This window comes from Caballeronia sp. Sq4a (assembly GCF_023170545.1).
Lineage (GTDB): Bacteria > Pseudomonadota > Gammaproteobacteria > Burkholderiales > Burkholderiaceae > Caballeronia.
The window spans coordinates 2626442-2646098 of record NZ_CP084250.1 but is presented as its reverse complement, the minus strand read 5'-3'; the positions used below and the strand labels follow the sequence as shown (position 1 = coordinate 2646098).

Below are 19657 nucleotides of genomic sequence, written 5' to 3'. Positions count from 1 at the left end.
TACTCGTTTCCTCGCGACCTGGCATGACCTCAGTTGAAAACATCGAATCCGTGCAAGTCGCGGTCGTCGGCGGCGGACCGGCCGGGCTCATGGCGGCGGAGGCGCTCGCGGCCGGCGGCGCGAGCGTCGATGTGTTCGACGCGATGCCGTCGGTCGGACGCAAGTTCCTGATGGCGGGCAAGGGCGGGATGAATCTGACGCATTCCGAGCCTGCCGACGCGTTCATCGCGCGCTACGGCAAGCGTCGCGCGGACATTGCGCCGCTGCTCGCGCGCTTCGACGCCGCCGCGTTGCGCGAGTGGGTGCACGGGCTGGGCGTGGAAACCTTCGTGGGAAGCTCGGGCCGCGTGTTTCCGACGGACATGAAAGCCGCGCCGATGCTGCGGGCGTGGCTGCATCGGCTGCGCGCGTCGGGTGTTCGGCTGCATATGCGGCATCGCTGGCTCGGCTGGACCGACGCGGGCGTGGGCGAATCGCGGTTCGCGACGCCCGATGGCGAAAAGCGCGTGCGCCACGATGCGCTCGTGCTGGCGGTCGGCGGCGCGAGCTGGCCGCAACTCGGCTCGGACGGCAGCGCGATGACGCATCTGGCGGCGCGGGGCGTCGACGTGCGGCCGTTTCTGCCGTCGAATTGCGGTTTCGACGTGGACTGGTCGCCGCATTTTCGCGAACGCTTCGCGGGCGAGCCGCTGAAGTCGGTCGCGATCGGGCTGGAACGGGCGGACGGCGCGGTGGACTGGCGGGTCGGGGAATGCTTGCTGACCGAGCATGGCATCGAAGGCAGTCTGATCTACGCGTTGTCGGCGCAGATCCGCGATCGTCTGATGGAGCAAGGCGACGCCGGCGCGCGCATTCTCGTCGATCTCCTTCCGCAGCTGTCGGCCGGGCGCGTCCGGGACGAGGTGCGGCATCCGCGCGGCGCTCGGTCTCTGTCGAGTCATTTGCAGAGCCGGCTGCATCTGGCGGGCGCGAAGGCCGGCCTGTTGCGCGAATGTCTGACGAAAGAGGAATTCGCCGACCTCGACACGCTCGCCGCGTGCATCAAGGCGCTGCCGCTGCGCGTGCGACGTCCGCGGCCGATTGCGGAAGTGATCAGCAGCGCAGGCGGCGTCGCGTTCGAATCGCTCGATCAGCGCTCGATGCTCACCGCGCTGCCCGGCGTATTCGCCGCGGGCGAAATGCTGGACTGGGAAGCGCCGACCGGCGGTTATCTGTTGACGGCGTGCTTTGCGAGCGGGCTCGTCGCGGGGAAGGGCGCGCTTGCGTGGCTTCGCGAGCGAGCGTGACTAGCGGACGCGAGCATGCGCTGCGAGGTGGACGATCAACGTTCGGGCGGTGAAGTGGCTTCTGACGCTCGTTCGGCAACGGCCGCAATGCGTCGAGCCACGTGCAAGAAGCTGCCGGATTTCTGGCGTCGAACCGTCGCGATTCGCCTCCGAGGAACGCAATCTAGCGTCGCGCAGGACCAAGCGCTCGCCGGATGCAACGAGGCCAAGCCGCAAGCGTCATTCAGTAACAAGCCGAATCCCGGCAACCCCGCGCCTCACGCCGCAACCAGCCGCCAAAGCGACGTCACTTCCGCCGATCGCGCCGCGTGCAGCGGGTCCGACTTATCCGTCGCGCGCGGATGATGCGGTTTCACGTCGATGCGGCCATCGACCTTCAACCCGGCAGCGTCAATCCATTCCTGAAGCTGAGCACGCGTGCGCAGCCCGAGATGCTCGGCAAAGTCGGACAAAATGAGCCAGCCTTCTCCGCCGGGCGTCAGATGCGCGGCGAGGCCGCCGAGAAAACCGCGCAGCATGCGGCTTTCCGGATCATAGATTGCGTGTTCGATTGCCGAACTCGGGCGCGCCGGCAGCCACGGCGGATTGCACACGACGAGCGGCGCGCGTCCTTCCGGGAAGAGATCGGCCTCGACGACCTGCACCTGCTTGCGCAGCCCGAGCCGGTCGATGTTCTCTCGAGCGCAGGCGAGAGCGCGCGCATCGACATCCGTGGCCACGACGCGCTCCACGCCGCGCCGCGCCAGCACCGCCGCGAGCACGCCGGTACCGGTGCCGACGTCGAACGCGAGCGATGTCGACGGCAACGGCTGATTCGCGATCAGATCGATGTACTCGCCGCGCACCGGCGAAAAGACGCCGTAGTACGGATGAATGCGGCCGCCCGTCGCCTTGATCTCGACGCCCTTCTTGCGCCACTCGTGCGCGCCGATCAGACCGAGGACCTCGCGCAACGAGACCACGGACGGCTCCTGCGGCGGGCCGTACGCTTCCTCGCACGCTTCGCGCACGTCCGGCGCGCGGCGCAGTGGGATGACGTACTGCTCGTCGAGCGGAAGCACGAGCATCGCGAGGGTGCGCGCCCGCTGCGACTGCGCGAGACGGTGCAGGTTGAAGGTATCGATCGGGGACAGCGGTTTGTCTTTGTCCGACGCCGCTTTCTTTGCCTTGCGCGGCTTGTTGTCGATGCGCCGGGCCATCGCCTGCAGGAGCTGCCGCGCGTTCTGGAAATCGCCGCGCCAGAGAATGGCCGTGCCCTCGCAGGCGAGGCGGTAGGCGTGATCCGCGGTCATTTGATCGTGACCGATGACGAGACGCTTCGGCGGCTGATTACCGCTTTCGGAGCGCCAGCGAGCAGAACGGCTTTCGCCGTCCTCTTCCCAATGGAGTCGGGGCGTGGAGCTTTCGGGTTGCATAGAGGTACGTCGTGAAAAGGATTGGCTGCATTGTGAGGCCAATCGATGCGGGCGGGTCGGTGACGCGCGTTTTCTTCCCGATTCGGCGGCGCGTTCGCTGTGACGATCGGGCACAATTTAGATCTTTTCCGAACGCCACCGCCGAATGAAGCCCAAGTATCTCGCCGCACTGTGCGCGGCCGCGCTTGCTTTCCCGTTCACCGCCGCGTCGCTTGCGGTTGCCGCCGAGACGGCCGGATCGCCCGCCAACGACCATTGGGTCAGCGCCTGGGGCACGGCGCTTCAATCGATTCCGCAACTCGCGAATCTGCCGCCGCTTTATCGCGCGCCGGAAGTCGGGGGCCGAACCGTCCGGCAAGTGATCTATCCGCAGCTTACCGGCAAGCAAATGCGCTTGCGCATCAGCAACGTGTATGGAACCGCGCCGCTCGTTGTCGAGTCGATGAGCGTTGCGCGTGCCGTCAGCGGTAGCAGCCCCGCGATACAGGGCGCCAGCGCCCGGCACGTGCTATTCGCCGGCAACAAGACGGTGACGGTCGCGCCGGGCGGGCAAGCCACGAGTGATCCGCTCGCGTTCGACGTGGCAGCCGGTCAGCCGCTCGCGGTCAGCATGTTCATCGGGAAAGAACAGAAACTCGTCGCGTGGCATCGCGTTGCAAGCCAGGTCAATTACGTTTCGACGCCCGGAGACCGCACGGACGACGCTTCTCCCGCAGCCTTCCGGACTCGCTTCACGCAGTATGCGTGGCTGACGAACGTGTCAGTGGAGAATCCGACGGCGCGGGCAGTCGTCGCGATCGGGGATTCCATTACCGACGGCATGCGCTCGACGCTGAACGCCAATCGGCGCTGGCCGGACGCTCTCGCACGCGAAATCGCTCAGAAAAACGGCGGGCAGGCGGCGGTCGTCAATGTGGGCATCAGCGGAAACCGGCTGCTCAGCAATTCGCCTTGCTATGGCGAGGCGCTGGTGAGCCGCTTCGATCGCGACGCGCTGCGGCAGCCGGGCGTGCGCGCGGTGATCGTGCTGATCGGCATCAACGACATTAATTTCGCTGCGATGCCGGCGCACGGCGGCCTCGACTGCGATGCGCCGCATACCGAGGTCAACGCCGACGCGCTGCTGCGGGGATATCAACGACTCATCGCGCAGGCGCACCAGCGCGGGCTGAAGATCTACGGCGCGACGCTCACGCCGGCGTCGCTGCCACCGGAGCGCGAGGCGATTCGCACGGCGGTCAATACGTCCCTCCGCGCGAGCCGGGCGTTCGATGGCGTCATCGACTTCGATCAGGCGCTGCGCGATCCGTCCCGGCCGAGCGCGCTGCAGCGGCGTTTCGACAGTGGCGATCACATTCACCCGAGCGACGCCGGATACGCCGCGATGGCGGCTGCGGTGCCCCTGGACGTCGTCCTCGGGACGGCGAAATAGGCGTCCGGGAATGGTCCGCAAAAAATCTCGCGTCATCACCTTGTCATTGGCGTTTGCTTGGCCTAGAATTCCGCTCCTCGTCGCAAGATGAGCGCCGCCAAAGAAACAGGCGGTCTCCGAAGTCCTCAGTTTTGAAAGCGAAAGCAGAAAAAAGCTGTTGACAAGGAGAAAAAGATTCTTCATAATCTCGTTTCTCTGCTGCTGATGCAGCGACGCAAGACGAAGCGGTGCCGAGCAAAGTGCTCGATGGCGAAGTGGAAAGTCTTGGCGGATTGCTCTTTAAAAACTAACAGCCGATAAGTGTGGGCGCTTGATGGTAAGTGCGGCCGGTTCTACGGAATTGGTCAAGCAAAAGTATCAAGAGTCTCACACGAAGTATCAGAGGAAGGTTTATCTGTCGAGAGACGGATTAATCATCGTCAGTACGTTGAGTGAGCGACCGGTTGGTAAAACAACCGAAAACAGTAACAGGCATTGAACTGAAGAGTTTGATCCTGGCTCAGATTGAACGCTGGCGGCATGCCTTACACATGCAAGTCGGACGGCAGCGCGGGCTTCGGCCTGGCGGCGAGTGGCGAACGGGTGAGTAATACATCGGAACGTGTCCTGTAGTGGGGGATAGCCCGGCGAAAGCCGGATTAATACCGCATACGATCTACGGAGGAAAGCGGGGGATCTTCGGACCTCGCGCTGTAGGGGCGGCCGATGGCAGATTAGCTAGTTGGTGGGGTAAAGGCCTACCAAGGCGACGATCTGTAGCTGGTCTGAGAGGACGACCAGCCACACTGGGACTGAGACACGGCCCAGACTCCTACGGGAGGCAGCAGTGGGGAATTTTGGACAATGGGGGCAACCCTGATCCAGCAATGCCGCGTGTGTGAAGAAGGCCTTCGGGTTGTAAAGCACTTTTGTCCGGAAAGAAAACTTCGGCCCTAATATGGCTGGAGGATGACGGTACCGGAAGAATAAGCACCGGCTAACTACGTGCCAGCAGCCGCGGTAATACGTAGGGTGCGAGCGTTAATCGGAATTACTGGGCGTAAAGCGTGCGCAGGCGGTCTGTTAAGACCGATGTGAAATCCCCGGGCTTAACCTGGGAACTGCATTGGTGACTGGCAGGCTTTGAGTGTGGCAGAGGGAGGTAGAATTCCACGTGTAGCAGTGAAATGCGTAGAGATGTGGAGGAATACCGATGGCGAAGGCAGCCTCCTGGGCCAACACTGACGCTCATGCACGAAAGCGTGGGGAGCAAACAGGATTAGATACCCTGGTAGTCCACGCCCTAAACGATGTCAACTAGTTGTTGGGGATTCATTTCCTTAGTAACGTAGCTAACGCGTGAAGTTGACCGCCTGGGGAGTACGGTCGCAAGATTAAAACTCAAAGGAATTGACGGGGACCCGCACAAGCGGTGGATGATGTGGATTAATTCGATGCAACGCGAAAAACCTTACCTACCCTTGACATGGTCGGAAGTCTGCTGAGAGGTGGACGTGCTCGAAAGAGAACCGGCGCACAGGTGCTGCATGGCTGTCGTCAGCTCGTGTCGTGAGATGTTGGGTTAAGTCCCGCAACGAGCGCAACCCTTGTCCTTAGTTGCTACGCAAGAGCACTCTAAGGAGACTGCCGGTGACAAACCGGAGGAAGGTGGGGATGACGTCAAGTCCTCATGGCCCTTATGGGTAGGGCTTCACACGTCATACAATGGTCGGAACAGAGGGTTGCCAAGCCGCGAGGTGGAGCCAATCCCAGAAAACCGATCGTAGTCCGGATCGCAGTCTGCAACTCGACTGCGTGAAGCTGGAATCGCTAGTAATCGCGGATCAGCATGCCGCGGTGAATACGTTCCCGGGTCTTGTACACACCGCCCGTCACACCATGGGAGTGGGTTTTACCAGAAGTGGCTAGTCTAACCGCAAGGAGGACGGTCACCACGGTAGGATTCATGACTGGGGTGAAGTCGTAACAAGGTAGCCGTATCGGAAGGTGCGGCTGGATCACCTCCTTTCTCGAGCTTGATGCACGAAGCATTGAAGCGCTCACGCTTATCGGCTGTGGTTTAGAAACAGGCTAAGGGTCTGTAGCTCAGTCGGTTAGAGCACCGTCTTGATAAGGCGGGGGTCGTTGGTTCGAATCCAACCAGACCCACCACCCTAACAAGTGCTGACCGAGCTTCGAACTCGAGTCAGGCACACGGGGGATTAGCTCAGCTGGGAGAGCACCTGCTTTGCAAGCAGGGGGTCGTCGGTTCGATCCCGTCATCCTCCACCATCAATCTTCAATGCAAAACGCTTCATCGCGAAGTTTTTTGCATTGGCGATTGCTAGCCAGTTGATGCTGTGGGTATTGCAAGACACCTATCGGCTAAACGTTCTTTAACAATCAGGAAGAAGTAGTAAAGAGATTATCTGAAAGCACTTAGAGATGGGTGCGAGTAGGGTAGTCAGGGTAGTGATTGTATCGAGTATGAAAAGTGATCTTAATTGATGACTTGGAATACGGCACAACGCGAATACTCAGCCTATGACAGAGGTGTCGCGAGACACACTCGTTATAGGGTCAAGCGAACAAGTGCATGTGGTGGATGCCTTGGCGATCACAGGCGATGAAGGACGCGGTAGCCTGCGAAAAGCTTCGGGGAGCTGGCAAACGAGCATTGATCCGAAGATGTCCGAATGGGGAAACCCACTCCGTATGGAGTATCCATAGCTGAATACATAGGCTATGCGAAGCGAACGCGGTGAACTGAAACATCTAAGTAACCGCAGGAAAAGAAATCAACCGAGATTCCCAAAGTAGTGGCGAGCGAAATGGGAAGAGCCTGTACTCTTTATTTGTATTGTTAGCTGAACGCTCTGGAAAGTGCGGCCATAGCAGGTGATAGCCCTGTAAGCGAAAACAGTATGAAAGAACTAGGGGTACGACAAGTAGGGCGGGACACGTGAAATCCTGTCTGAAGATGGGGGGACCATCCTCCAAGGCTAAATACTCGTGATCGACCGATAGTGAACCAGTACCGTGAGGGAAAGGCGAAAAGAACCCCGGGAGGGGAGTGAAATAGATCCTGAAACCGCATGCATACAAACAGTCGGAGCCTGGAAACGGGTGACGGCGTACCTTTTGTATAATGGGTCAGCGACTTACGTTCAGTAGCGAGCTTAACTGATTAAGGCAGGCGTAGCGAAAGCGAGTCCGAATAGGGCGATCAGTTGCTGGGCGTAGACCCGAAACCAAGTGATCTATCCATGGCCAGGTTGAAGGTGCGGTAACACGTACTGGAGGACCGAACCCACTAACGTTGAAAAGTTAGGGGATGAGCTGTGGATAGGGGTGAAAGGCTAAACAAACTTGGAAATAGCTGGTTCTCTCCGAAAACTATTTAGGTAGTGCCTCGTGTATCACCTTCGGGGGTAGAGCACTGTCATGGTTGTGGGGTCCATTGCGGATTACTACGCCATAGCAAACTCCGAATACCGAAGAGTGCAATCACGGGAGACAGACATCGGGTGCTAACGTCCGGTGTCAAGAGGGAAACAACCCAGACCGCCAGCTAAGGTCCCAAAGATTGGCTAAGTGGGAAACGAAGTGGGAAGGCTAAAACAGTCAGGAGGTTGGCTTAGAAGCAGCCACCCTTTAAAGAAAGCGTAATAGCTCACTGATCGAGTCGTCCTGCGCGGAAGATGTAACGGGGCTCAAGCCAGTCACCGAAGCTGCGGATGCGAGTTTTACTCGCATGGTAGGAGAGCGTTCCGTAAGCCTGCGAAGGTGCGTTGAAAAGCGTGCTGGAGGTATCGGAAGTGCGAATGCTGACATGAGTAGCGATAAAGGGGGTGAAAAGCCCCCTCGCCGTAAGCCCAAGGTTTCCTACGCAACGTTCATCGGCGTAGGGTGAGTCGGCCCCTAAGGCGAGGCAGAAATGCGTAGCTGATGGGAAGCAGGTCAATATTCCTGCACCATTGTTAGATGCGATGGGGGGACGGATCGCGGAAGGTTGTCCGGGTGTTGGACGTCCCGGTCGCTGCATTGGAGAAGGTGCTTAGGCAAATCCGGGCACGTAATTCAAGGGTGTGGCGCGAGTGACTTCGGTCACGAAGCAATTGGAAGTGGTTCCAAGAAAAGCCTCTAAGCTTCAGTCTAACGATGACCGTACCGCAAACCGACACAGGTGGGCGAGATGAGTATTCTAAGGCGCTTGAGAGAACTCGGGAGAAGGAACTCGGCAAATTGGTACCGTAACTTCGGGATAAGGTACGCCCTGGTAGCTTGACTGGCCTGCGCCAGGAGGGTGAAAGGGTTGCAATAAACTGGTGGCTGCGACTGTTTAATAAAAACACAGCACTCTGCAAACACGAAAGTGGACGTATAGGGTGTGACGCCTGCCCGGTGCCGGAAGATTAAATGATGGGGTGCAAGCTCTTGATTGAAGTCCCGGTAAACGGCGGCCGTAACTATAACGGTCCTAAGGTAGCGAAATTCCTTGTCGGGTAAGTTCCGACCTGCACGAATGGCGTAACGATGGCCACACTGTCTCCTCCCGAGACTCAGCGAAGTTGAAGTGTTTGTGATGATGCAATCTCCCCGCGGCTAGACGGAAAGACCCCATGAACCTTTACTGTAGCTTTGCATTGGACTTTGAACCGATCTGTGTAGGATAGGTGGGAGGCTATGAAACCGGAACGCCAGTTTCGGTGGAGCCGTCCTTGAAATACCACCCTGGTTTGTTTGAGGTTCTAACCTTGGTCCGTGATCCGGATCGGGGACAGTGCATGGTAGGCAGTTTGACTGGGGCGGTCTCCTCCCAAAGCGTAACGGAGGAGTACGAAGGTACGCTAGGTACGGTCGGAAATCGTGCTGATAGTGCAATGGCATAAGCGTGCTTAACTGCGAGACCGACAAGTCGAGCAGGTGCGAAAGCAGGTCATAGTGATCCGGTGGTTCTGTATGGAAGGGCCATCGCTCAACGGATAAAAGGTACTCTGGGGATAACAGGCTGATACCGCCCAAGAGTTCATATCGACGGCGGTGTTTGGCACCTCGATGTCGGCTCATCTCATCCTGGGGCTGTAGCCGGTCCCAAGGGTATGGCTGTTCGCCATTTAAAGAGGTACGTGAGCTGGGTTTAAAACGTCGTGAGACAGTTTGGTCCCTATCTGCCGTGGGCGTTGGATATTTGAAGGGGGCTGCTCCTAGTACGAGAGGACCGGAGTGGACGAACCTCTGGTGTACCGGTTGTCACGCCAGTGGCATCGCCGGGTAGCTATGTTCGGAAGAGATAACCGCTGAAAGCATCTAAGCGGGAAACTCGCCTTAAGATGAGATATCCCCGGGGCTTCGAGCCCCTTGAAGGGTCGTTCCAGACCAGGACGTTGATAGGTCAGGTGTGTAAGTGCAGTAATGCATTGAGCTAACTGATACTAATTGCCCGTAAGGCTTGATCCTATAACCAGTGTGTTTTGTCGGTCAAAGTTAGCGCTTCAGCGCTTACTTGGACCCCACCCTCGAAGAGGGCGCCACTGGTCGAGTCACAGCGTGTGCGACAATCGCCACCCGAATTCACTACTACTTCTTCCCCGATTGGTTGTAGCGCCCCCAATGGCGATACAACATCCCCTTAAAGCCTGATGACCATAGCGAGTCGGTCCCACCCCTTCCCATCCCGAACAGGACCGTGAAACGACTCCACGCCGATGATAGTGCGGATTGCCCGTGTGAAAGTAGGTAATCGTCAGGCTCCTCCTTGCCACAAACAAAAACCCCACCCCGCAAAGGTGGGGTTTTTGCGTTTGGGGCGACCGACTATAAGTGAGAGCCTTATCGATTTGCTTCGCAAGAAGCACTTGACAACCGCGTGTTGTTACCCCATAATCGATAGTTCTCTGCGGAGGGGTGCCCGAGTGGCTAAAGGGGGCAGACTGTAAATCTGTTGGCTTACGCCTACGTTGGTTCGAATCCAACCTCCTCCACCAGAATTCAAGCGGTAAGGGAATCCAACCCTCGCGGGTGTAGCTCAATGGTAGAGCAGAAGCCTTCCAAGCTTATGACGAGGGTTCGATTCCCTTCACCCGCTCCAGTGTCGGTTTTGTAGTGCCCATGTGGCTCAGTGGTAGAGCACTCCCTTGGTAAGGGAGAGGTCGGCAGTTCGATCCTGCCCATGGGCACCAGCTGTATCAGTCTAGAAAGTTGCGCGCGGCGCAAGGTGCGAAAATCCTGTTAGGAGTCGAAAATGGCCAAAGGTAAATTCGAGCGGACCAAGCCGCACGTGAACGTGGGCACGATCGGTCACGTTGACCACGGCAAGACCACGCTGACGGCAGCGATCACGACGGTGCTCACGCAGAAGTTCGGCGGCGAAGCCAAGGCGTACGACCAGATCGACGCGGCGCCGGAAGAAAAGGCACGCGGCATTACCATCAACACCGCGCACGTCGAGTACGAAACGGCTAACCGCCACTACGCACACGTCGATTGCCCGGGCCACGCCGACTACGTGAAGAACATGATCACGGGCGCCGCGCAGATGGACGGCGCGATCCTGGTGTGCTCGGCCGCTGACGGCCCGATGCCGCAAACGCGCGAGCACATCCTGCTGGCCCGTCAGGTCGGCGTGCCGTACATCATCGTGTTCCTGAACAAGTGCGACATGGTGGACGACGCCGAACTGCTCGAGCTCGTCGAAATGGAAGTGCGCGAGCTGCTCTCGAAGTACGACTTCCCGGGCGACGACACGCCGATCATCAAGGGTTCGGCCAAGCTCGCGCTGGAAGGCGACAAGGGCGAACTCGGCGAAGTGGCGATCATGAACCTGGCCGACGCGCTGGACACGTACATCCCGACGCCGGAGCGCGCAGTTGACGGCGCCTTCCTGATGCCGGTGGAAGACGTGTTCTCGATCTCGGGTCGTGGCACGGTGGTGACGGGCCGCGTCGAGCGCGGCGTCATCAAGGTCGGCGAGGAAATCGAAATCGTCGGTATCAAGCCGACGGTGAAGACCACCTGCACGGGCGTGGAAATGTTCCGCAAGCTGCTCGACCAGGGTCAGGCGGGCGACAACGTCGGTATCCTGCTGCGCGGCACGAAGCGTGAAGACGTCGAGCGCGGCCAAGTGCTGGCCAAGCCGGGTTCGATCACGCCGCACACGCACTTCACCGCTGAAGTGTACGTGCTGAGCAAGGACGAAGGCGGCCGTCACACGCCGTTCTTCAACAACTACCGTCCGCAGTTCTACTTCCGTACGACGGACGTGACGGGCTCGATCGAGCTGCCGAAGGACAAGGAAATGGTGATGCCGGGCGACAACGTGTCGATCACGGTCAAGCTGATCGCCCCGATCGCCATGGAAGAAGGTCTGCGCTTCGCAATCCGCGAAGGCGGCCGTACCGTCGGCGCAGGTGTCGTTGCGAAGATTATCGAGTAAGAGCCAGAGATCTCTCGGTAGTCTGTAGTTTTCGGGGTCGGCGAAACCGTCGGCCCCAAACGGTTTAGGGGTATAGCTCAACTGGCAGAGCGTCGGTCTCCAAAACCGAAGGTTGGGGGTTCGATTCCCTCTGCCCCTGCCACATTCTCGCGCCAGGTGGCGCTGCTTAAGGTGTTATGGCGAATCCTTCAGTCGAAACTGTAAATACTTCCAGCGATAAGTTGATGTTGGTGGCTGGGGTATTGTTGGTCTTGGCCGGGTTCGTGGGTTTCTTTCTGCTCAGCGGCCAAGAGTGGTATGTCCGCGGTGCGGCGCTTGCTGTCGGTTTGGTTGCTGGTGTCGCTGTCGGCCTTCTGTCTGCGCCTGGGAAGGGCTTCATCGCCTTCGCGAAGGACTCGTACAAAGAAGTGCGAAAGGTCGTTTGGCCTACGCGAAAAGAGGCGACGCAGACCACGCTGGTGGTCTTCGCATTCGTCCTCATCATGGCCATCTTCCTTTGGCTTAGCGACAAGTCAATCGAATGGGTAATTTTCTCGGCGATTCTGGGTTGGAAATGATATGAGCGATACTCCGACATCTCCGAGTGGAAAGCGTTGGTATGTAGTGCACGCCTACTCCGGCATGGAGAAGAGCGTGCAACGTGCGCTTCAGGAGCGCATCGAGCGGGCAGGAATGCAGGACCAATTCGGTCAGATTCTTGTTCCGACCGAGGAAGTAGTGGAAGTCAAGGGTGGCCACAAATCGGTCACCGAGCGTCGTTTCTTCCCGGGCTACGTCCTGGTCGAGATGGAAATGACGGATGAGACCTGGCACCTCGTGAAGAACACGGCGAAGGTCACGGGTTTCGTCGGCGGTGCACGCAATCGGCCGAGCCCGATTTCGCCGCGCGAGGTCGAGAAGATCATGTCGCAGATGCAGGAAGGTGTCGAGAAGCCGCGGCCAAAGACCCTTTTCGAAGTCGGCGAGATGGTGCGTGTGAAGGAAGGCCCGTTCACCGACTTCAACGGCAACGTCGAGGAAGTCAACTACGAGAAGTCCCGCGTTCGCGTTTCAGTCACGATCTTCGGGCGATCGACGCCGGTTGAGCTTGAGTTCGGCCAGGTCGAAAAGGTTTAAGAATACGTCGCGCGAGGTCATCGGCCTCGCGCGATTCGCGCTTACGGCCCGCGTAATGGCCGTTGAGGAGCGTCAGTAGTCGTCAAGTCGAACGCGCGCTATCACTCACCGAACGCTCACGCGTTCAGCAGAGGTTTTCAACATGGCAAAGAAAATCATCGGCTTTATCAAGCTGCAGATTCCTGCAGGTAAAGCCAATCCGTCGCCGCCGGTCGGTCCGGCGCTGGGCCAGCGCGGCCTGAACATCATGGAGTTCTGCAAGGCGTTCAACGCGCAGACTCAGGGCATGGAGCCGGGTCTGCCGGTGCCGGTCGTCATTACGGCATTCGCGGACAAGAGCTTCACGTTCATCATGAAGACGCCGCCGGCTACCGTTCTGATCAAGAAGGCAGCGGCAGTGCAAAAGGGTTCGAGCAAGCCGCACACCGACAAGGTCGGCAACATCACCCGCGCTCAAGCGGAAGAAATCGCGAAGACCAAGATGCCGGACCTTACGGCAGCTGATCTGGACGCAGCCGTGCGCACCATCGCCGGTAGCGCGCGTTCGATGGGTATCACTGTGGAGGGCGTGTAAATGGCTAAGCTTTCGAAGCGCCTTCAGGCATTTGCAAACAAGGTCGATCGTCAGAAGCTGTATCCGATCGACGACGCGCTGAACCTGATCAAGGAATGCGCAAACGCCAAGTTCGACGAGTCGATCGACGTTGCCGTTCAGCTCGGCATCGACGCGAAGAAGTCGGACCAAGTGGTTCGTGGTTCCGTCGTTCTGCCCGCCGGCACCGGCAAGTCGGTTCGCGTTGCAGTGTTCGCGCAAGGCGACAAGGCCGAGCAAGCACGTGCAGCTGGCGCGGACGTGGTCGGCATGGAAGACCTGGCTGAGCAAGTCAAGGCCGGCAATCTGAACTTCGACGTCGTGATCGCTTCGCCGGACACGATGCGCGTGGTCGGTACGTTGGGCCAGATCCTCGGTCCGCGCGGCCTCATGCCGAACCCGAAGGTCGGCACCGTGACACCGGACGTCGCTCAAGCGGTCAAGAATGCCAAGGCTGGTCAGGTGCAATTCCGTGTCGACAAAGCCGGTATCATTCACGGCACGATCGGCCGTGCTTCGTTCGAACCCGCTTCGCTGCGTCAGAACTTGTCGGCGCTGATCGATGCGCTGAACAAGGCTAAGCCGGCGACGAGCAAGGGCGTGTATCTGCGCAAGATCGCGCTGTCGAGCACGATGGGTGTTGGCGTTCGCGTGGACCAAGCCACGCTCGCGCAACAGTAAGAATCTAGACGCGGTCGCTAGACCGCGTTCTCAAGGGCTTTGGGCGGTTGCGCAACAGTCGTTTCGTTGAGCAGCCGGTTGTCAAAGACCGTTGGTGGCGGTGCAGCAGTTGGGCGGCGCCTTAATTCAAGCCAACGCAGATGGCGAACCCGAAACAGTTTTGCAGTGGTTGAAGCCGGTTGTCGATCGTTCTCAGATGGTCACCAACCGCTTGAAATACTCCTAACAGTCGGACGCCGTTGTCGAACGTGGTGCATGAAGGTTGGACACCTGAGTGCATCGAATCTGGAGGTTTAACCGTGCCACTGAACAAAGAAGATAAGCAGGCAGTCGTCGCTGAAGTCGCCGCGCAAGTCGCGAAGGCTCAGACGATGGTGCTCGCTGAGTATCGTGGGATCACGGTTGGCGATCTGACCAAGCTGCGCGCGAAAGCGCGTGAGCAACAGGTGTATCTGCGCGTGTTGAAGAACACGCTGGCGCGTCGCGCCGTCGAAGGTACCCCGTTCGCTCCGCTGGCTGAGCAGATGACCGGTCCTCTGATCTACGGCATCTCGGAAGATGCCATTGCCGCAGCCAAGGTCGTCAACGACTTCGGCAAGAGCAATGACAAGTTGATCATCAAGGCTGGTTCCTACGAAGGCAAGGTGATGGACAAGGCGGGCGTGCAAGCGCTGGCCAACATCCCGAGCCGCGAAGAGCTGCTCTCCAAGCTGTTGTTCGTCATGCAAGCACCTGTTTCCGGCTTCGCGCGCGCTCTCGCCGCGCTGGCAGAGAAGCAAGGCGAAGCTGCATAACGTCACGCTTGAGCCACAGTTGCTCAGTTAGGTAAAGATCGCTAGCTCGATCCGAATTCAATTTAGGAGTATTTCAAATGGCAATCGCAAAAGAAGACATCCTGGAAGCCGTTGGCGCGATGTCGGTTCTGGAACTGAACGAGCTGGTCAAGGCGTTCGAAGAGAAGTTTGGCGTGTCGGCAGCTGCTGTTGCGGTCGCTGGCCCGGCTGCTGGCGGTGCTGCCGCTGCTGCTGAAGAGCAAACCGAATTCACGGTGAACCTGCTCGAAGCCGGCGCGAACAAGGTCTCGGTCATTAAGGCTGTTCGTGAACTGACGGGTCTCGGCCTGAAGGAAGCGAAGGACCTGGTCGACGGCGCACCGAAGCCCATCAAGGAAGCGGTGCCCAAGGCTGCTGCTGAAGAAGCGAAGAAGAAGCTGGAAGACGCAGGCGCGAAGGCTGAAATCAAGTAAGTTTCATTGCGCTGTGCGAAGGCTGGCGGTTTTTCACCGCCGGCCTTTTTGTGCTTTGTGGGGTCCGAGTTTTTATGCGCGTTGGCAAGCATAAACGGCCCCGCAGAAGCCAAAGACAACGGTCGGATCGGCAATATATTCCGGCAGTTGTCTTTGTCTTCTGAAGCGACTGCAGAAGGCAAGTTTGGTCGGGTAGCGGGAAACACAGGCATCCGCTGCCGTCAGCCAGCGGTTGGTAGCGGCCAACCACCAAGCTTCTAGACTCGCGCGTCCTCCCCGGACAGCGGCGCGGGTCTCAGTCGGTGAACACCGGGCCGTGTCGTCGAGGTATCCCGCCTCGGTAACGCCCGCCGTGATTCGGAGATCGTATGCAATATTCCTTCACCGAGAAGAAGCGTATTCGCAAGAGTTTCGCGAAGCGCCCCATCGTTCACCAAGTTCCCTTTTTGCTGGCGACCCAGCTTGAATCATTCCAGACGTTTCTGCAAGCGGAGACGTCTTCTTCGCAGCGCAAGGCAGAAGGCTTGCAAGCTGCGTTCACCTCTGTTTTCCCGATCGTTTCGCACAATGGCTTTGCGCGGCTGGAATTCGTCAGCTACATGCTGTCGCCGCCCGCATTCAACATCAAGGAATGCCAGCAGCGCGGCCTGACCTATTGCTCCGCCCTGCGCGCGAAGGTTCGTCTCGTTCTGCTCGACAAAGAGTCGCCGAGCAAGCCTGTCGTGAAGGAAGTCAAGGAACAGGAAGTGTACATGGGCGAAATTCCGCTCATGACGCCGACTGGTTCTTTCGTCATCAACGGTACTGAGCGCGTGATCGTGTCGCAGCTCCACCGTTCGCCGGGCGTGTTCTTCGAGCACGACAAGGGCAAGACGCATAGCTCCGGCAAGCTGCTGTTCTCGGCGCGCATCATTCCTTACCGCGGTTCGTGGCTCGACTTCGAGTTCGACCCGAAGGACGTGCTGTACTTCCGCGTCGACCGTCGCCGCAAAATGCCGGTCACGATTCTGCTGAAGGCCATCGGCCTGACGCCGGAACAGATCCTCGCGAACTTCTTCGTATTCGACAACTTCGCGCTGATGAGCGAAGGCGCGCAGATGGAATTCGTGCCCGAGCGCCTGCGCGGTGAAGTTGCGCGCTTCGACATTCAGGATCGCGAAGGCAACGTCATCGTCACGAAGGACAAGCGGATCAACGCGAAACACATTCGCGACCTCGAAAACGCCAAGACGAAGTTCATCTCGGTGCCCGAGGAGTATCTGCTCGGCCGCGTGCTCGCGAAGAACGTGATCGATCCCGACACGGGCGAAGTCATTGCGAACGCCAACGAGGAAATCACCGAAACGGTCCTCGAGAAGCTGCGCGAAGCGAAGGTCAAGGAAATCCAGACGCTGTACACGAACGATCTCGACCAGGGTCCGTACATCTCGTCGACGCTGCGTATCGACGAAACCGCGGACAAGATGGCCGCGCGTATCGCGATCTACCGCATGATGCGTCCGGGCGAACCGCCGACCGAAGAAGCGGTCGAGGCGCTGTTTAATCGTCTGTTCTACAGCGAAGACGCGTACGACCTGTCGAAGGTCGGCCGCATGAAGTTCAACCGCCGCGTGGGCCGCGATGAAATCATCGGGCCGATGACGCTGCAGGACGACGACATCCTCGCGACCATCAAGATTCTCGTCGAGCTGCGTAACGGCAAGGGCGAAGTGGACGACATCGACCACTTGGGCAATCGTCGCGTGCGTTGCGTCGGCGAACTCGCGGAGAACCAGTTCCGCGCGGGTCTCGTGCGTGTCGAGCGTGCTGTGAAGGAACGCCTCGGCCAGGCCGAAAGCGAAAACCTGATGCCGCACGACTTGATCAACTCGAAGCCGATTTCGTCGGCGATTCGCGAGTTCTTCGGTTCGTCGCAGCTGTCGCAGTTCATGGACCAGACCAACCCGCTGTCGGAGATCACGCACAAGCGTCGCGTTTCCGCACTCGGCCCGGGCGGTCTGACGCGTGAACGCGCAGGCTTCGAAGTCCGCGACGTGCATCCGACGCACTACGGCCGCGTGTGCCCGATCGAAACGCCGGAAGGTCCGAACATCGGCCTGATCAACTCGCTCGCGCTGTACGCGCACCTGAACGAATACGGCTTCCTCGAAACGCCGTATCGCAAGGTCGTGGACGGCAAGGTGACGGACCAGATCGACTACCTGTCGGCGATCGAAGAAGGCCGTTACGTGATCGCGCAGGCGAACGCCGCAGTGGCCGTAGACGGCACGCTGACCGACGAACTCGTGTCGTCGCGAGAAGCCGGCGAAACGCTGATGGTCACGCCGGACCGCATTCAGTACATGGACGTGGCGCCGTCGCAGATCGTGTCGGTCGCGGCATCGCTGATTCCGTTCCTCGAGCACGACGACGCGAACCGCGCGTTGATGGGCTCGAACATGCAGCGTCAGGCCGTGCCGTGTCTGCGTCCGGAAAAGCCGGTCGTCGGTACGGGCATCGAGCGTACCGTGGCGGTCGACTCGGGCACGACGGTTCAGGCCATGCGTGGCGGTGTCGTGGATTACGTGGACGCGGGCCGTATCGTGATTCGCGTGAACGACGATGAAGCCGTCGCCGGCGATGTCGGCGTGGACATCTACAACCTGATCAAGTACACGCGTTCGAACCAGAACACGAACATCAACCAGCGTCCGATCGTGAAGATGGGCGACAAGGTCTCGCGCGGTGACGTGCTGGCCGACGGCGCCTCGACGGATCTGGGCGAGCTCGCGCTCGGCCAGAACATGCTGGTCGCGTTCATGCCGTGGAACGGCTACAACTTCGAAGACTCGATCCTGATCTCGGAAAAGGTCGTCGCGGACGATCGTTACACGTCGATCCACATCGAAGAACTGAACGTCGTGGCTCGCGACACGAAGCTCGGACCGGAAGAAATCACGCGCGACATTTCGAACCTCGCGGAAGTGCAGCTTGGCCGTCTCGACGAGTCGGGCATCGTGTACATCGGCGCGGAAGTCGAAGCGGGCGACGTGCTGGTCGGCAAGGTCACGCCGAAGGGCGAAACCCAGCTGACGCCGGAAGAAAAGCTGCTGCGCGCGATCTTCGGCGAGAAGGCATCGGACGTGAAGGACACGTCGCTGCGCGTGCCGTCGGGCATGAGCGGCACGGTCATCGACGTGCAGGTGTTCACGCGCGAAGGCATCACGCGCGACAAGCGCGCGCAACAGATCATCGACGATGAACTGAAGCGTTACCGCCTGGACCTGAACGACCAGCTTCGTATCGTGGAAGGCGACGCGTTCTCGCGTCTCGCGCGCATGCTGAACGGCAAGGTCGCGAACGGCGGTCCGAAGAAGCTCGCGAAGGGCACGAAGATCGACCTCGCGTACCTCGAAGACCTCGACCACTACCACTGGTTCGACATCCGCCTCGCGGACGAAGAAGCAGCGGCGCAGCTCGAAGCCATCAAGGACTCGATCGAGCAGAAGCGTCACCAATTCGACCTCGCGTTCGAAGAGAAGCGTAAGAAGCTCACGCAAGGCGACGAACTGCCGCCGGGCGTGCTGAAGATGGTCAAGGTGTATCTCGCCGTGAAGCGTCGCCTGCAGCCTGGCGACAAGATGGCGGGCCGTCACGGTAACAAGGGCGTCGTGTCGAAGATCGTGCCGATCGAAGACATGCCGTACATGGCCGATGGCCGTCCGGCCGACGTCGTGCTGAATCCGCTCGGCGTGCCGTCGCGGATGAACGTGGGTCAGATTCTCGAAGTGCATCTGGGCTGGGCCGCGAAGGGTCTCGGCTGGCGCATCGGCGAAATGATGCAGCGTCAGGCGAAGATCGAAGAACTGCGTCAGTTCCTCACGCAGATCTACAACGAGTCGGGCCGCAAGGAAGAGCTGGAAGGCTTCTCGGACGACGAAATCGTGGAACTGGCGAAGAACCTGCGCGAAGGCGTGCCGTTCGCGACGCCGGTGTTCGACGGCGCGACGGAAGACGAAATGTCGCGCGCGCTGGACCTCGCGTTCCCGGACGACGTGGCGCAGAACCTCGGCATGAACGCGTCGAAGAACCAGGTCACGCTGCACGACGGCCGCACCGGCGAGCCGTTCGAGCGCAAGGTGACGGTCGGCTACATGCATTACCTGAAGCTGCACCACCTGGTCGACGACAAGATGCACGCGCGTTCGACCGGTCCGTACTCGCTCGTCACGCAGCAGCCGCTGGGTGGTAAGGCGCAGTTCGGTGGCCAGCGTTTCGGTGAAATGGAAGTGTGGGCGCTCGAGGCGTATGGCGCATCGTATGTGCTGCAGGAAATGCTGACGGTCAAGTCGGACGACGTGACGGGCCGGACGAAGGTGTATGAGAACCTCGTCAAGGGCGATCACGTGATCGACGCCGGCATGCCGGAATCCTTCAACGTGTTGGTGAAGGAAATCCGCTCGCTCGGTATCGACATCGATCTCGACCGCAACTAA

Annotated in this window: 11 protein-coding genes, 6 tRNA genes and 3 rRNA genes; 19 read left to right on the top strand and 1 reads right to left on the bottom strand. The window is 59.5% G+C overall.

From position 1 onward, the window contains the following. Positions 1-23 precede the first annotated feature (23 nt). Complete coding sequence (locus LDZ24_RS12605; RefSeq protein WP_248320645.1) at positions 24-1286, top strand: TIGR03862 family flavoprotein; 1263 nt, start codon at positions 24-26, stop codon at positions 1284-1286. Between the two features lie 257 nt (positions 1287-1543). Here the strand turns inward: LDZ24_RS12605 and LDZ24_RS12600 are convergent, their stop codons facing one another. Further along, complete coding sequence (locus tag LDZ24_RS12600; protein ID WP_248320644.1) at positions 1544-2701, bottom strand: class I SAM-dependent methyltransferase; 1158 nt, start codon at positions 2699-2701, stop codon at positions 1544-1546. 145 nt (positions 2702-2846) lie between these two features. On the opposite strand from LDZ24_RS12600, the gene LDZ24_RS12595 reads away from it, so the two are divergent. From LDZ24_RS12595 to rpoB, 18 genes are all read left to right on the top strand, one after another. Beyond that, positions 2847-4133, top strand: coding sequence for an SGNH/GDSL hydrolase family protein (locus tag LDZ24_RS12595; RefSeq protein ID WP_248320643.1), 1287 nt, complete (start codon positions 2847-2849; stop codon positions 4131-4133). Between the two features lie 476 nt (positions 4134-4609). Further along, a 16S ribosomal RNA gene (locus tag LDZ24_RS12590) occupies positions 4610-6141 on the top strand. Positions 6142-6207: 66 nt separating this feature from the next. Continuing rightward, positions 6208-6284, top strand: a tRNA-Ile gene (locus LDZ24_RS12585). A 44-nt stretch (positions 6285-6328) separates the two neighbouring features. After that, a tRNA-Ala gene (locus LDZ24_RS12580) sits at positions 6329-6404 on the top strand. A 286-nt stretch (positions 6405-6690) separates the two neighbouring features. Further along, positions 6691-9572, top strand: a 23S ribosomal RNA gene (locus LDZ24_RS12575). A gap of 178 nt (positions 9573-9750) precedes the next feature. Then, positions 9751-9864: ribosomal RNA gene (gene rrf / locus LDZ24_RS12570) — 5S ribosomal RNA — on the top strand. The 16S, 23S and 5S rRNA genes sit together here with 5 tRNA genes alongside, the layout of an rRNA operon. Before the next feature lie 149 nt (positions 9865-10013). Beyond that, positions 10014-10099, top strand: a tRNA-Tyr gene (locus tag LDZ24_RS12565). A 30-nt stretch (positions 10100-10129) separates the two neighbouring features. After that, positions 10130-10203, top strand: a tRNA-Gly gene (locus tag LDZ24_RS12560). Positions 10204-10219: 16 nt separating this feature from the next. Next, positions 10220-10294: transfer RNA gene (locus LDZ24_RS12555), tRNA-Thr, on the top strand. Between the two features lie 62 nt (positions 10295-10356). After that, on the top strand, positions 10357-11547 hold the full coding sequence (tuf, locus tag LDZ24_RS12550; RefSeq protein ID WP_248320639.1) for an elongation factor Tu: 1191 nt from the start codon (positions 10357-10359) through the stop codon (positions 11545-11547). Between the two features lie 66 nt (positions 11548-11613). Then, positions 11614-11689: transfer RNA gene (locus LDZ24_RS12545), tRNA-Trp, on the top strand. 34 nt (positions 11690-11723) lie between these two features. Next, positions 11724-12104 carry a preprotein translocase subunit SecE gene (gene secE / locus LDZ24_RS12540; protein ID WP_175946423.1) on the top strand — a complete coding sequence of 127 codons (381 nt, stop codon included), beginning with the start codon at positions 11724-11726 and terminating at the stop codon, positions 12102-12104. Position 12105: 1 nt separating this feature from the next. Continuing rightward, positions 12106-12663, top strand: a complete 558-nt coding sequence (nusG, locus tag LDZ24_RS12535) for a transcription termination/antitermination protein NusG (protein WP_159837189.1) — start codon at positions 12106-12108, stop codon at positions 12661-12663. Between the two features lie 142 nt (positions 12664-12805). Beyond that, a complete protein-coding gene (gene rplK / locus LDZ24_RS12530) occupies positions 12806-13237 on the top strand; it encodes a 50S ribosomal protein L11 (RefSeq protein WP_008343796.1) in 432 nt (143 codons plus the stop codon). Continuing rightward, positions 13238-13936 (top strand): 50S ribosomal protein L1, encoded by a 699-nt coding sequence (rplA, locus tag LDZ24_RS12525; protein WP_175946425.1) that lies wholly within the window; start codon positions 13238-13240, stop codon positions 13934-13936. It abuts the gene before it with no gap. A gap of 299 nt (positions 13937-14235) precedes the next feature. Further along, on the top strand, positions 14236-14730 hold the full coding sequence (rplJ, locus tag LDZ24_RS12520) for a 50S ribosomal protein L10 (RefSeq protein ID WP_159837187.1): 495 nt from the start codon (positions 14236-14238) through the stop codon (positions 14728-14730). Positions 14731-14807: 77 nt separating this feature from the next. After that, positions 14808-15182, top strand: coding sequence for a 50S ribosomal protein L7/L12 (gene rplL / locus LDZ24_RS12515; protein ID WP_175946426.1), 375 nt, complete (start codon positions 14808-14810; stop codon positions 15180-15182). A 368-nt stretch (positions 15183-15550) separates the two neighbouring features. Continuing rightward, a complete protein-coding gene (rpoB, locus tag LDZ24_RS12510; RefSeq protein ID WP_248320642.1) occupies positions 15551-19657 on the top strand; it encodes a DNA-directed RNA polymerase subunit beta in 4107 nt (1368 codons plus the stop codon).

What these genes read in the sequence shown, in the direction of transcription:
- LDZ24_RS12605 (WP_248320645.1), top strand. Translation starts at nt 24, where the DNA reads ATGACCTCAGTTGAAAACATCGAATCCGTGCAAGTCGCGGTCGTCGGC.
- LDZ24_RS12600 (WP_248320644.1), bottom strand. Translation starts at nt 2,701, where the DNA reads ATGCAACCCGAAAGCTCCACGCCCCGACTCCATTGGGAAGAGGACGGC.
- LDZ24_RS12595 (WP_248320643.1), top strand. Translation starts at nt 2,847, where the DNA reads ATGAAGCCCAAGTATCTCGCCGCACTGTGCGCGGCCGCGCTTGCTTTC.
- tuf (WP_248320639.1), top strand. Translation starts at nt 10,357, where the DNA reads ATGGCCAAAGGTAAATTCGAGCGGACCAAGCCGCACGTGAACGTGGGC.
- secE (WP_175946423.1), top strand. Translation starts at nt 11,724, where the DNA reads ATGGCGAATCCTTCAGTCGAAACTGTAAATACTTCCAGCGATAAGTTG.
- nusG (WP_159837189.1), top strand. Translation starts at nt 12,106, where the DNA reads ATGAGCGATACTCCGACATCTCCGAGTGGAAAGCGTTGGTATGTAGTG.
- rplK (WP_008343796.1), top strand. Translation starts at nt 12,806, where the DNA reads ATGGCAAAGAAAATCATCGGCTTTATCAAGCTGCAGATTCCTGCAGGT.
- rplA (WP_175946425.1), top strand. Translation starts at nt 13,238, where the DNA reads ATGGCTAAGCTTTCGAAGCGCCTTCAGGCATTTGCAAACAAGGTCGAT.
- rplL (WP_175946426.1), top strand. Translation starts at nt 14,808, where the DNA reads ATGGCAATCGCAAAAGAAGACATCCTGGAAGCCGTTGGCGCGATGTCG.
- rpoB (WP_248320642.1), top strand. Translation starts at nt 15,551, where the DNA reads ATGCAATATTCCTTCACCGAGAAGAAGCGTATTCGCAAGAGTTTCGCG.